9 protein-coding genes are annotated in these 12951 nt (G+C 65.1%); 6 read left to right on the top strand and 3 right to left on the bottom strand.

From position 1 onward, the window contains the following. Positions 1-26 precede the first annotated feature (26 nt). The 3 genes from XI08_RS00550 to XI08_RS00540 are packed head-to-tail and all read left to right on the top strand — an operon-like array spanning position 27 to position 3656. Positions 27-809: a cyclase family protein gene (locus XI08_RS00550; RefSeq protein WP_271572896.1), complete on the top strand. Its 783-nt coding sequence runs from the start codon at positions 27-29 to the stop codon at positions 807-809. Positions 810-866: 57 nt separating this feature from the next. Further along, a complete protein-coding gene (locus XI08_RS00545) occupies positions 867-2024 on the top strand; it encodes an ABC transporter substrate-binding protein (RefSeq protein ID WP_271572895.1) in 1158 nt (385 codons plus the stop codon). 9 nt (positions 2025-2033) lie between these two features. Continuing rightward, positions 2034-3656, top strand: a complete 1623-nt coding sequence (locus XI08_RS00540; RefSeq protein ID WP_271572894.1) for an ATP-dependent acyl-CoA ligase — start codon at positions 2034-2036, stop codon at positions 3654-3656. A gap of 12 nt (positions 3657-3668) precedes the next feature. Here the strand turns inward: XI08_RS00540 and XI08_RS00535 are convergent, their stop codons facing one another. Further along, positions 3669-4175: a MarR family winged helix-turn-helix transcriptional regulator gene (locus XI08_RS00535; protein ID WP_271572893.1), complete on the bottom strand. Its 507-nt coding sequence runs from the start codon at positions 4173-4175 to the stop codon at positions 3669-3671. Between the two features lie 290 nt (positions 4176-4465). Here XI08_RS00535 and XI08_RS00530 point away from each other — a divergent pair, with 290 nt between their 5' ends. Genes XI08_RS00530 through XI08_RS00520 form a run of 3 tightly spaced genes read left to right on the top strand, consistent with a single transcriptional unit; the run spans position 4466 to position 8438 of the window. Next, positions 4466-6784 (top strand): bifunctional salicylyl-CoA 5-hydroxylase/oxidoreductase, encoded by a 2319-nt coding sequence (locus XI08_RS00530; protein ID WP_271572892.1) that lies wholly within the window; start codon positions 4466-4468, stop codon positions 6782-6784. Positions 6785-6800: 16 nt separating this feature from the next. Further along, positions 6801-7979 (top strand): acyl-CoA dehydrogenase family protein, encoded by a 1179-nt coding sequence (locus XI08_RS00525; RefSeq protein ID WP_271572891.1) that lies wholly within the window; start codon positions 6801-6803, stop codon positions 7977-7979. A gap of 18 nt (positions 7980-7997) precedes the next feature. Next, positions 7998-8438 (top strand): RidA family protein, encoded by a 441-nt coding sequence (locus tag XI08_RS00520; protein WP_271572890.1) that lies wholly within the window; start codon positions 7998-8000, stop codon positions 8436-8438. A 91-nt stretch (positions 8439-8529) separates the two neighbouring features. On the opposite strand, the gene XI08_RS00515 is transcribed toward XI08_RS00520, so the two are convergent. Together XI08_RS00515 and XI08_RS00510 are read right to left on the bottom strand one after the other, a co-directional pair. After that, positions 8530-11652: an efflux RND transporter permease subunit gene (locus tag XI08_RS00515; protein ID WP_271572889.1), complete on the bottom strand. Its 3123-nt coding sequence runs from the start codon at positions 11650-11652 to the stop codon at positions 8530-8532. Next, the gene (locus tag XI08_RS00510) at positions 11649-12893 is read right to left on the bottom strand and encodes an efflux RND transporter periplasmic adaptor subunit (protein ID WP_271572888.1); all 1245 of its coding nucleotides are present in this window, start codon (positions 12891-12893) and stop codon (positions 11649-11651) included. The genes XI08_RS00515 and XI08_RS00510 overlap by 4 nt, the downstream gene beginning before the upstream one ends. Positions 12894-12951: the final 58 nt, after the last annotated feature.

Genomic DNA, 12951 nt, shown 5'->3' with positions numbered 1-12951 from the left:
GTTCAACCAAGCCGGAGGACGTGACGATGCAGAGCAACAATCTCCTGGAGCTGGCGGGTTCGATTTCTTCCGGCGCGGTGCGCGTCGTCGATCTGACCTTCACGCTCAGTCCGGACTTTCCGGTCATCGTGCTGCCGCCGGAGTTCGGCCAGGCGGCGCCGGTCCGCATCCAGGAAATCTCGCGATACGACGGTCGCGGCCCGGCCTGGTACTGGAATAACATTACGTTTGGCGAACACACCGGCACGCATTTCGATGCGCCGATTCACTGGTTCACCGGCAAGAACCTGCCGAACAATGCCGTCGACACGATGCCGGCCAAGGACATGATCGCGCCGGCCTGCGTCATCGATTGCTCCGCGCAGGCGGCCCAGGATCCCGATTTCCTGCTGACCGTCCCGCTCGTCGAAGCCTGGGAAGCCAAGCACGGCCGGATCCCCGAGCGGAATTGGGTGCTGCTCAGGACCGACTGGTCGAAGAAGGGCTGGCGCGACTACTCCAATCTCAGGGATGACGGCGCGCACACGCCGGGCCCGAACCCGGCTGTCATGAAGTGGCTGGTGGAGGAGCGCGGCGTCATCGGATTTGGCACCGAGACCATCGGCACGGATGCGGGGCAGGCCGGCCATTTCGAACCGCCTTATCCGGCGCATCACTTCCTGCACGGCGCGGGTCGCTACGGCCTGCAATGCCTGTGCAACCTGGATCAGCTTCCGGCCACCGGGGCCGTCATCGTGGCCTCGCCGCTGAAGATCCAGAACGGCTCCGGCAGTCCGCTTCGCGTCATCGCGCTGGTCTCGTCGACCTGAAACGAAGGCATGGCGCTTGCCAATCAGACCAAGACATTCACACGAAAGACAGGTGCCATGAACTTGATCAAGAGCCTGCTGGCCGCCACTGCATTGCTTCTTGCCGTCCCGCAGCTTGCGCAGGCCGAGATCCTCGTCGGATTCGTCACCGGCCTCAGCGGGCCGGTGTCGTCGATTGGAATTCCGAACGGGAAGGGGATCGCGGCGGGCCAAGTCTATCTCGGTGAGATCGGTGGCGAGAAGGTCCGCGTCATCCAGTTGGACGACGGCTCCGATCCGACCGCGTCGGCGCGCAACGCCCGCAAGCTCGTCGAGCAGGAAAAAGTCGATGTCCTCATGGGCACGTCCGGTGCGCCCCAGACGCTCGCGATGGCGACCGCGGCCATCGAGATGAAGATTCCGATGATCGCGGTGTCCCCGATCGCGCCGGTGCCGCCGGGCGAGGGCGGTCCCTGGGTCGTGCAGACGCCGCAACCGACGCCGCTGCTGTTGCAGGGCATCGTCGACAACATGAAGGCGAAGGGATTGAAGAGCGTCGCGTTCATCGGCTTCTCCGACGCGTTAGGTGACCTCTTCTACGATTCCCTGGTGCAGGCCGCCAAGTCGGCGGACATCAAGGTGATCGCCAATGAGCGCTACGCGCGTTCGGACTCTTCGGTCACGGCGCAGGTGCTGCGCGTCGTCGCCGCGCATCCCGATGCGATCATGCTGGGTGGGACGGGAACGCCCGGTGCGCTGCCGGTGATCGCGCTGTCCGAGCGCGGCTACAAGGGGCCGCTCTATGGCAATCACGGCATGATCAGCGCCGATTTCCTTCGTCTTGCCGGCAAGGCCGCCAACGGCATCATCTGCCCGACCGGGCCGGTGACCGCGGCGGAGCAGCTTCCGGCCAGCAATCCGATCCAGAAGGTTGCACTGGATTTCCGCGCGGCCTTCGCGAAGGCGAACGGCGAGGCGCCGACGGATTCATTCTCGTCCTATTCCTTCGACGGCTGGCTGGTCTTCGCCGATGCCGCCAAGCGCGCGATGGCGACCGGCGCCAAGCCCGGTTCGCCGGAATTCCGGACCGCGCTTCGTCAGGCGCTGTTCATGACCAAGGAAGTTGTGGGGACGCAGGGCGTCTACACCTATACGCCGGCGGACCGGCATGGCGTCGACGATCGCTCACGCGTCATGGTCCAGATCGAGGACGGCAAATACAAGCTGTTGCCCTGAGGTCGGAGCATGAGCGTGACGGAGAACGTGACGCCGGCCTGGGCGCGTGCGGTGACGTCGTTTCCGCCGTCGGATCGGATCCTGTCCACCATCCTCACGCGGCAGGCCGAGCGCTATGGCGATCGCGTCCTGCTGGTTGCGGGTGAGACGCGCTGGACCTTTGCGCAGGCCGCGGCGATCGCCGCCGCGTCCGCCCAGGCGCTGGTCGATGCGGGGATCAAGCCGGGCGATCGGGTCGCGCTGATGTGTTCGAACCGTCCGGAGTTTTTGCAGGTCTATCTCGGCTGTGCGTGGCTCGGGGCCATCGCAGTCCCGATCAATACCGCGCTCCGCGGTTTCCAGCTCTCCCACATCTTCCGCAACTCGCGTCCTGCGCTCCTCGTCGTCGAGGCTCAGTTCGTTGTCGCGATCGAGAGTGTCGAGGCGGGTGTCGAGCTGCCGCCCCGGACCTGGACCATCGGGGCTGCCGCCGATGCAATCGATGCCAGGCTTTCCGCGTTACCGTTGCCGGCGCTCGGAGCCGCGGCGCCGGCGGCTGCCGTCCGCCCCGGCGACACCGTTGCGATCCTCTACACATCGGGCACCACGGGGCCTGCAAAGGGTGTGTGCTGTCCGCAGGCGCAGCTGTTCTGGTGGGGCATCTATTCGGCGCTGGCGCTCGGCGTCCGCGAGGGCGATGTGCTGTTCACGACGCTGCCACTGTTCCACACCAACGCGCTGAATGCGTTCTATCAGGCGCTCCTGAACGGGTGCACCTATGTGCTGGAGCCGAAATTCTCCGCCTCCGGCTTCTGGGCCGCCGCGCAACGGCACAATGCGACGGTCGGCTATCTGCTCGGTGCGATGGCGTCGATGCTTCTGGCGCAGCCGACCAATGCGAACGATTCGACGCATCGTCTGCGCGTTGCGCTTGGCGGCGGCGTGCCGCCGCAAATCCATGGTCCTTTCCTCGCGCGGTTTGGCGTGCCGCTGGTCGACGGCTACGGGTCGACCGAGACGAACTTCGTGTTCGCAGGCACGATCCCGTCCGATCGTCCGGGGACGATGGGCTATCTCGCCGACGGAATTGAGGCGCTGGTCGTCGACGAGAATGATTCAGCGCTTCCGGATGGACAGGCCGGGGAGCTGCTGCTTCGCGCAAGAGAGCCCTTTGCCTTCGCCACCGGCTATTTCGGCATGCCGGAGAAGACGGTCGAGGCGTGGCGAAATCTGTGGTTTCACTCGGGCGATCGGGTCGTTCGGGACGCCGACGGACACTATCGCTTCATCGACCGCATGAAGGATTCCATCCGCAGGCGCGGCGAGAACGTATCCTCATGGGAGGTCGAGCAGGCCATCCAGTCCCATCCCGCGGTCGCCGCCTGCGCGATCTACCCGCTGCCGTCGGAATTGGGAGAGGACGAGGTTGCGGCTGCGATCCTGCTGGAACCGGGCCAATCGCTGGAGCCCGTCGACATCGTCAGGCATTGCGAAGGGCAGATCGCCTATTTCGCCATCCCGCGCTATGTGCGCATTCTGAGCCAGATGCCGTTGACGGAGAACGGCAAGATCAAGAAGGGCGTGCTGCGCGAGGCGGGCGTCACCACGGACACATGGGATCGCGAGGCGGCCGGAGTGAGGGTGCGGCGCTGACCGGCGGTCCGCTCAGGGTTTTTGCAGCGCGTCCTTGATGGCGCCCTTGAGTTCGTCGAGCTCGCCGATCAATCCGTCGAACCGGTCCGCCGGGAAATCCGCCAGCAGCTCGGCAAGCCACGCGCCATGGCTCTTGGCCATTCGCCTGAAGGCCTTGCGGCCTTCGACCGTCATGCAGACGATCTGCACGCGGCGGTCGAGATTCGATGGCGTGCGGGTGATGTATCCGTCTTCGACCAGGCGATCCACGATCGGCGTCAGGTTCCCGGCCGAGACCATCAGGCGCTTGGGCAGCTCTCCCAGCACGAGTCCGCTCGGCTCGCGGTCGAGCTGGGCGAGAACGTCGAAGCGAGGCATCGTAAAATCGAATTCTTCGCGAAACCGGCGCCGCAGCTCCCCCTCGATCAGGGTCGTGCAGGCGAGCAGCCGGAGCCAAACTCGCGTTTGAGCCCTGTATTCGGCCTCCTGATCCGCCCCATTCTTGGCTGAAACAGGCGTGGACTCCTTCGCGAGCGCCAATCGAATCTCCCGGGCTTGGTGGCCTGACGAAAGCTGATGCAGCTTTCGCGGATGCCGGCAAGATAGTTCGTGCCAAAAGTAAATTCAAGGCTGAGCCCGGGTGCCCCGGAATCTGCTCTGCCTGTGTCCAATTTGATTGTATCTCAAGATCGACGCTGTGGCGCCGGGGGCGTTGCCCGGGCTCCTTGCAGAACCCACCTTGACAAGGCCCGTCCGGACAAATTACTTTATGCTTAAAATAATTCGGGCGAGAGCTCGGCACACGGCGCGGCGCGCGAAAGCGAGGGATCATGCGCATAGTCTGTATCGGCGGCGGCCCGGCGGGTCTCTATCTGGGCCTGCTGATGAAGCGCCGGCATCCGGAGCACGTCATCTCGGTCGTCGAGCGCAACAAGCCCTACGATACGTTCGGCTGGGGGGTCGTGTTCTCCGATGCCATGATGTCCGCGATGCGGCTTGCCGACCCCGAGAGCGCCGCCGAGATCGAGGACGCCTTCAATCACTGGGACGATATCGAGCTCGTCTTCAAGGGCACGCGTCAGCGTACGACCGGCCATGGCTTCATCGGTATCGGGCGCAAGCATCTGCTCAACATCCTTCAGAGGCGCTGCGAGGCGCTGGGTGTCGAGCTCGTCTTCGAGCGCGACGTCGAGTCCGATCTCGAATTTCCCGACGCCGACCTGATCGTCGCCTGCGACGGCGTCAATTCGAGAATCCGCTCCCGCTATGCCGAGCAATTCCAGCCCGACATGGTGATCCGGCCGAACCGCTACATCTGGCTCGGCACCAAGAAGGCGTTCGACGCCTTCACGTTCGATTTTCAGAGGACCGAGCACGGCTGGTTCCAGGCGCACATCTACAAGTTCGATGCGGAGACCTCGACCTTCATCGTCGAGACCACGGAAGAGGCCTACAACGCCCACGGGCTTGGCGAGCTCGATCAGCAGGCGTCGATCGATTTCTGCGAAAAGATCTTCGCCGAGACGCTCGATGGCGCGAAGCTCCTGACCAACGCCCGCCATCTGCGCGGCTCGGCCTGGCTCAATTTCAGCCGCCTGATCTGCGGCAAATGGAGCGTGTTCAACGGCAAGTCTCATGTCGTGCTGATGGGAGATGCCGCGCACACCGCGCATTTCGCGATCGGGTCGGGCACCAAGCTCGCGCTCGACGACGCCATCGAGCTCGCCAACCAGTTCGATCGCCATGGTCACGGTCGCGCCGGCATCGAAACCGTGCTGGGAGCCTATGAGGAGGTGCGCCGTGTCGATGTCGCGCGCATCCAGAACGCGGCGCGCAACGCCATGGAATGGTTCGAGGTGGTCGGCCGGCGTTATGCCGACACGCTCGAGCCGCCGCAATTCTTCTATTCGATGCTGACGCGCTCCCAGCGTATCAGCCACGAAAACCTTCGCCTGCGCGACCGCACCTGGCTGGAAGGTTTTGAGCGCTGGTTCGCCGCGCGCTCGGGCATCGCCGTCAAGGACGGTGAGCGGGTGCCGCCGCCGATGCTGACGCCGCACCGCGTGCGTGGCCTTTCGCTCGCGAACCGCATCATGGTGTCGCCGATGGCGATGTATTCGTCCGAGGACGGGCTCATCAATGACTTCCACATTGCCCATCTCGGCGCGCGTGCCATGGGCGGCGCTGCGTTGATCTTTGCCGAGATGACCTGCGTCTCGCCGGATGCGCGGATCACGCCGGGCTGCCTCGGGCTCTGGAACGATGCGCAAGAAGCGCAGTGGCGCCGGCTGGTCGAGCTGGTCCACAGTCTCGGACACGCCAAGGTCGGAATCCAGCTCGGCCATGCCGGGCGCAAGGGCGCGACCAGAGTGCCATGGGACGGGATCGATCAACCCCTTGAATCCGGAGAATGGCCTCTGATCTCCGCGTCGGCCTTGCCGTATCTGCCCCACAGCCAGTTGCCGCGGGCGATGGACCGCAGCGACATGGACCGCGTGCGCGACGATTTCGTCGCGGCGACACATCGCGCCGCTGCCGCCGGCGTCGAGTGGCTCGAGATCCATTGCGCCCACGGTTATCTTCTGTCGAGCTTCCTGTCGCCGCTGACCAACCGGCGCACGGACGAATACGGCGGCAGCCACGAGAACCGCGCGCGCTTTCCGCTCGAGGTGTTCAAGGCGATGCGCGCGGTGTGGCCGTCCGAACGGCCGATGTCGGTGCGTTTGTCCTGCCACGACTGGACCGAAGGCGGCAACACTCCGGCCGATGCGGCGATCTTCGCCGCGATGTTCAAGAAGGCGGGGGCGGACGTGATCGATTGTTCCTCGGGGCAGGTCTGGAAGGAGGAGCGGCCGATCTATGGGCGCCTGTTCCAGACGCCGTTCGCCGACCTGATCCGCAACGAGGTCGGCATCGAGACGATTGCAGTCGGCGCGATCTCCGAGGCCGACCACGCCAACTCGATCCTCGCGGCCGGCCGCGCCGACCTCTGCGCCATTGCGCGGCCGCATCTTGCCGACCCGGCCTGGACGTTGCACGAAGCCGCGCGCATCGGCATCACGTCGGTCAGTTGGCCGAAGCAGTATCTGTCCGCCAAGGGGCAATACGAAACCAATCTGGCGCGCGCCGCGGCAGCTAGCGCGCAGTGAGCGGAGGAGGGATCAGATGAGCTCCGTGGCAAAGGTCATCAAGCGGGACTGGCTGGACTGGCCGTTCTTCGAACAGCGCCACCACACGATCGGCGAGCGGCTCGACCGTTTCGTGCAGTCGGGGGTTCTCGATACAATCGATCACAGCGATGTCGACGCCGCCTGCCGCAAGCTCGTGCGCGCGATGGGCGAGGCGGGGGTGCTCGATTGCGCGGTTGCGGCACCCGACGGCGATGCGACGACGATCGATTCCCGCTCGATCTGCCTGTCGCGCGAGTCGCTGGCCTATGCCGATGGCCTCGCCGATTTCGCCTTCGCCATGCAGGGGCTCGGCTCCGGCGCGATCGCGCTCGGCGGTTCGGCCGAGCTGCGCAAGGCCGTGCTGCCGAAGGTTCGCTCCGGCGAATGGCTTGCGGCTTTCGCGCTGTCCGAGAAGGAGGCGGGGTCGGACGTCGCGGCGATGTCCTGCACCGCGCGCGCCGACGGCGGCGACTACGTCATCGACGGCGAGAAGACCTGGATCTCCAACGGCGGCATTGCCGACGTCTACACGCTGTTTGCGCGAACCGGCGAGGCGCCGGGCGCGCGCGGCATCTCGGCCTTTGTCGTTTTTCCCGATGATCCCGGCTTCGGCATCGCCGACCGCATCGACGTCATCGCGCCGCATCCGCTGGCGACGTTGCGCTTTGCCAATTGCCGGATCCCGGCGAGCCGTCGCCTCGGCGCGCCGGGCGGCGGGTTCAAGCTCGCGATGCAGACGCTGGATATTTTTCGCGCGTCGGTCGCGGCCGCTGCCCTCGGATTCGCCCGGCGGGCGCTCGACGAGGCGCTGTCGCACGCGCGCAGCCGGCGCATGTTCGGCGCGACGCTGGGAGATCTCCAATTGACCCAGGCCGCGCTCGGCGACATGGCGACCGACACCGACGCCGCCGCGCTCCTGACCTATCGCGCGGCCTGGCGCCGCGATGTCCAGAAGCTTCCGACGACGCGCGAAGCTGCAATGGCGAAGCTGACGGCGACCGAGACCGCCCAGCGCGTCATCGATCGCGCGGTCCAGATGTTCGGCGGACGCGGCGTGCGCAAGGGTGAGGTCGTCGAAAGCCTCTACCGCGAAATCCGGGCGTTGCGCATCTACGAGGGCGCGACCGAGGTGCAGAAACTGATTGTGGCGCGCGATTTACTGAAGTCGCGCTGAGACGATAGAGAGAGACCGATGAGTGTGATGAGACAGCCGGGCGCAGCGGCTCCCGACACGGCGAACGGTTTGCGGGTGCTCCAGCCCGGCGGTTGGCCGCAGCCAAAGGGATATGCCAACGGCATGATGGCCGACGGGCGCCTCGTCGTGACCGGCGGCGTCGTCGGCTGGGACGTTTCAGGCCGGTTTGGCGACGGATTTGTTGCGCAGGTCCGCCAGGCGCTCGAAAACATCGTCGCGATCCTGGCCGAAGGCGGCGCGCGGCCGGATCACCTGGTTCGCCTGACCTGGTATGTCGTGGACATGGACGAATACGTCTCCAACCTCAAGGCGCTCGGCAAAGCCTATCGCGAGGTGATCGGCACCCACTATCCCAGCATGGCGCTCGTTCAGGTCGTGCGTCTTGTCGAGCCGGCCGCGCGCGTCGAGATTGAAGCGACGGCTGTCGTCCCGCGTTGAACGACTGCGGCCTAGCGTGCCCGTTCGACGTGGCCCGCATCGCATCTCGCGCGATATCGATCCAGCCATGCCTGAGTTTCGCTGGCGCAACTCAGTGGCTGGATGTTGGCGCGGTCTTGATCCGCTCCCGCAGACGCTGGAACGTCACGTAGAGCGTCGGGACGAGAAAGATGCCGATTGAGCTTGCCGCAAGCATGCCCGCAAATACGGCCGTCCCGACGGCCCTGCGACTGAGCTCCGCAGCACCGGTTGCAATCACGAGCGGCAGGAGGCCAAGAATGAAGGCGACCGACGTCATCATGACCGCGCGAAAGCGCATATGCGCGCCCTGGATCGCGGCGTCGTTGAGCTCAACGCCCGCTTCGCGTTGCTCCTTGGCAAATTCGACGATCAGAATGCCGTTCTTGGCGGCGAGCGCGATCAGGACCACGAGCCCGATCTGGCCGTAGAGATCGAGATTCAGGCCGGCGAGCTTGATGCCGATATAGGATCCGAGCACGCCGACGACGACCGACAGCAGCACCGGGATCGGGATCACCGTGCTCTCATAGAGCGCCACCAGGAACAGGTAGGCAAACAGCACCGCAAGCATGAGCACGATGCCGGTCTGGCCGGCGGCCTGCTGCTCCTGATAGGCGGTGCCGGTCCACGCGAAACTGTAGCCTGCAGGCAGCACAGTGTTGGAGATTTCCGCCATTGCGGCCATCGCGGTTCCCGAGGAGACGCCCGGCGACGGGCTGCCGTTCACCGTCACCGATCGATAATTGTTGTAGCGGGTTATCACCTGAGGCCCGGTCACGATCTTGATCCCGGTGAGCGACCTGATCGGGACCATCTGGCCGGCGCCGTTGCGCAGATAGATCCGCCAGATGTCCGAAATATCGGCGCGATCGAACGCTTCGCCCTGAACGTTGACCTGCCAGGTACGGCCGAACAGGTTGAAGTTGTTGACATAGATGCCGCCGAGCGTCGCCTGCAAGGCGGTGAAGATGTCGCTGACCGTCACGCCGAGCGCCTGCGCCTTGCGGCGGTCGATGTCGAGATAGACGGACGGATTGGTCGCAGTGAAGGTCGAAAAGACACGCGCAAGCCGTGGATCGGCGTTGGCTGCACCGATCAGCGCCCCCGTGACGCTGGAGATCGCGGCCGGGTTCTGTCCTTCCAGCGCCTGAAGCTGGTATTCGAACCCGCCTCCGGTGGAGAGCCCAATGATCGGCGGCAGGTTGAACGGCAACACGTTGGCCTGTCGAATCTGTGCGCCGGCTGCGAAGGTCTGCCGGATCAGCGCCTGTACGGAATCGGCTGCCGCTTTGCGATCGGAAAACGGCTTCAGGCGCGTGACCACCAATGCGCTGTTCGGCTCGGATGCGCCGTCGAGCAGAGAAAAGCCTACGATGGCAAGGACGTGATCGACGGCGGGGATCTGCTTCAGGAGATCCTCGATCTGCTGGGTGACTTCGCTGGTTCGCGCCACCGATGCGCCGTCTGGCAGTTGCACCGAGGTGAAGAAGGCGCCCTGGTCCTCCTCGGGGAGGAAACCTGTTGGCGTGATCAGCGACATGCCGAAGATACCGGCGGCAAGGACGGCGACGAGCGGCAGTGAGAGGCCCGCCACGCGCAGAAGGCGGCGGACGCCGCCGCTGTAGCGGTCGCGCAGCCAGTCGACGAAGCCGAGGACGCGCCCCATGATGCCGCGCCTGGGGCCGGTGTGGCGCAGGAACAGCGCGCACAAGGCGGGCGACAGCGTCAGCGCGTTCAACGCCGAGATCATCATCGCGGCGCTGATCGTCACCGCAAACTGGCGAAACAGCGTTCCCGAAATGCCAGGAATGAATGCGATCGGTACGAAGACGGAGAGCAGCACCAGGGTGATCGCGATGATCGGCGCGGTGATCTGGGTCATGGCCTTCTTGCTGGCCTCGGCGGGGGAAAGGCCCGGCTCCTCCTCCATCACCCGCTCGACGTTCTCGACGACGACGATGGCGTCGTCCACCACGATGCCGATGGCGAGCACCATGGCCAGCAGCGACACCGTGTTGGCCGAATAGCCCAGCACCAGCAGGACGGCGAACGTGCCGATCAGGCTCACCGGAACGGCAACGGCCGGGATCACCGTGGCGCGCAGATTGCCGAGGAAGAGGTACACCACGATCACGACCAGAATGAAGGCCTCGCCCAGCGTCCGTAAGACCTCCGTGATCGTGTCGCGCACGAAGCTCGTGGAATCGTATTGTACGAGGTAGGTCAGGCCGGTGGGGAAACGCAGCGACAGCCGCTGCATCGTCGCGGCCACGGCCTGTGCGGTGGTCATCGCATTGGCACCCGGCGCCAGATAGATCGCGATCGGCACGGCCGCGCGGCCGTCGATCCGCGCTTCGCTGTCGAGATTTTGCGCGCCCATCTCGACACGGGCAACGTCCTTCACGAGCAGTGACGAGCCGTCCGGGTTGGCACGCAGCACGATATTGGCGAATTGGTCGACGGTGGCGAGCCTGCCCAGGGTCTGCACATTGAACTGGAGCTGCTGGTCGTCGCTGATCGGACGTGCTCCGATGCGCCCCACAGGCGCCTGGACGCTTTGCGTGCGGATCGCGGCAATGACATCGGATGGCGTGAGATCGAGGCTAGTGAGCCGCTGCGTATCGAACCAGATCCGCATCGAGTAGTTCATCTTGGCGAACAGGTTGGCCTGGCCGACGCCGGGCGTACTGGCGATCGCATCAAGCACGTTGATGATCGCGTAGTTGGTGATGAATAGCGGATCCTGCTGGCCATTGGCGCTGTAGAGCACGAGGAATTGCAGGATCGACGAGGACCGCTTGTGCACCGTCACCCCCTGCTGCTGCACTTCGGTCGGTAATTGCGACAGAGCGCTCTGCACGCGGTTGTTGACGTTGACGGTATTGATGTCGGGGTTGGTGCCGAGCGCGAACGAAACCGTCAGAGTGTAGCTGCCGTCATTGGCGCTGGTCGATTTCATGTAGAGCGCGCGGTCGACGCCGATGATCTGCGCCTCCAGGGGTTGGGCGACGCTGCTCTCGACCACCTCGGCGGATGCGCCGGGGAAGGTGCCGGAGACCGTGACCTGCGGCGGCACGATGTCCGGAAATTGCGCCACCGGAATCTGCATCAACGCCAGCGCGCCGGCGATGGTGATGATGAAGGCGATCACCATCGAAAGCCGCGGGCGGTCGATGAAAACGGCAGATATCATGGTTTGCGGTCCAGCGGTCGGCTCTTGCCGGAGGCGCCGTGATCCGCTTGCGGAGCCGGGGCGTCTGCGGTGGGCTTCATGCTCGACAGGATCAGCGGACTTGCCGGTCCCGGCGAAACGGTCTGGCCGGGACGAACGCGCTGCAAGCCTTCCGCGATGACCTTGTCGCCGGCCGCAAGTCCGGCGATCACGGCGGCGATGGTCGTAGTCGATTGTCCGAGCTGGATGCGGCGCTGCTCGGCCTTGTTGTCGGCGCCGACAGCCAGCACATAGTCGCCCTGCTGATCGGAGAGCACGGCGGCGCGCGGGATCGCCAGCACCTCGATCGGCTGGACACCCTCCAGCACGACGGTGACGAACTCGCCGTCGGTGAGTTCGTGGACGATGACGCCAGCCGCCGAAGAGGCCCGCAGGACTGGATTGCCGATCTCCCCGCGTACGGTGATGGTATCGGTGCCCTGGGCGATGGTGTTGTCGACGAAATTCAGCTTGCCGGAGTGGCCGTACATGCGGCCATCGGGCAGTCTCAGCCTGATCACCACCGCGTCCAGGCCGCCCTGTGGTCCGTATCGTTCCCGCAGCTCGAGCCCCTGGCGGAGCGGCACCGGGAAGGTGACATACATCGGGTCCTGGCTGACGATGGTGGTCAGCACGCCCGAGCTTGGACCGACGACGTTGCCTTCCGTCACCGCCGTGCGTCCGATCTTGCCGGCGATCGGTGCGTTGATCATCGTGTAACCCAGATTGATCTGAGAGGCTTGAACCTGGGCTTGCGCGGCTTGCACCTGGGCTTCGAGGCTGAGCTGGTTGGCGATCGCTGCATCGTAGGTGGATTGTTGCCCGGCTGGGCCTCCGAGCAGTGTCCGCGCGCGCTCGGTCGTCAATTTGGCATTTTCGAGCGTTGCCTGGAGCTGCGCGACCTGCGCCTGCTTCGATGCGAGATCCGCTTCGAAGGGACCACGCTCGAGCCGGTAGAGCTCATCGCCTTCCTTGATCTCGGCGCCCTCGTCGAACAGGCGCTTGTCCAGAAATGCCGTCACGCGCGCGACCACGTTGACCCGATTGATCGCCTCGATCCGTCCAAGAAATTCGCTGGTCTCGGTGATCGGCCGCCTGGTCGCTTCCACGACGCCGACCGCAGGGGCCCCGGCCGGGGCGGATTGTGTCCGGGCGGCCCCACCGGCGATGATCGTCAGGAGAATTGCCGCCAGCAACCTGATCGAGACGCCAGCAAGGTTCATTGTCCGCTCCTTGCTCCAGACCTAAGAGCCGGGCCGGGTCGGTGCTGCACCAGCGCCT

This window comes from Bradyrhizobium sp. CCBAU 11361, from assembly GCF_028128935.1.
Classification (GTDB): Bacteria; Pseudomonadota; Alphaproteobacteria; order Rhizobiales; family Xanthobacteraceae; genus Bradyrhizobium; species Bradyrhizobium niftali.
The sequence above is the reverse complement of the archived record's forward strand: the minus strand, read 5'-3'. Positions and strand labels throughout refer to the sequence as shown.

What these genes read in the sequence shown, in the direction of transcription:
- XI08_RS00520 (WP_271572890.1), top strand. Translation starts at nt 7,998, where the DNA reads ATGAGTGTGATGAGACAGCCGGGCGCAGCGGCTCCCGACACGGCGAAC.
- XI08_RS00515 (WP_271572889.1), bottom strand. Translation starts at nt 11,652, where the DNA reads ATGATATCTGCCGTTTTCATCGACCGCCCGCGGCTTTCGATGGTGATC.
- XI08_RS00530 (WP_271572892.1), top strand. Translation starts at nt 4,466, where the DNA reads ATGCGCATAGTCTGTATCGGCGGCGGCCCGGCGGGTCTCTATCTGGGC.
- XI08_RS00510 (WP_271572888.1), bottom strand. Translation starts at nt 12,893, where the DNA reads ATGAACCTTGCTGGCGTCTCGATCAGGTTGCTGGCGGCAATTCTCCTG.
- XI08_RS00525 (WP_271572891.1), top strand. Translation starts at nt 6,801, where the DNA reads ATGAGCTCCGTGGCAAAGGTCATCAAGCGGGACTGGCTGGACTGGCCG.
- XI08_RS00545 (WP_271572895.1), top strand. Translation starts at nt 867, where the DNA reads ATGAACTTGATCAAGAGCCTGCTGGCCGCCACTGCATTGCTTCTTGCC.
- XI08_RS00540 (WP_271572894.1), top strand. Translation starts at nt 2,034, where the DNA reads ATGAGCGTGACGGAGAACGTGACGCCGGCCTGGGCGCGTGCGGTGACG.
- XI08_RS00550 (WP_271572896.1), top strand. Translation starts at nt 27, where the DNA reads ATGCAGAGCAACAATCTCCTGGAGCTGGCGGGTTCGATTTCTTCCGGC.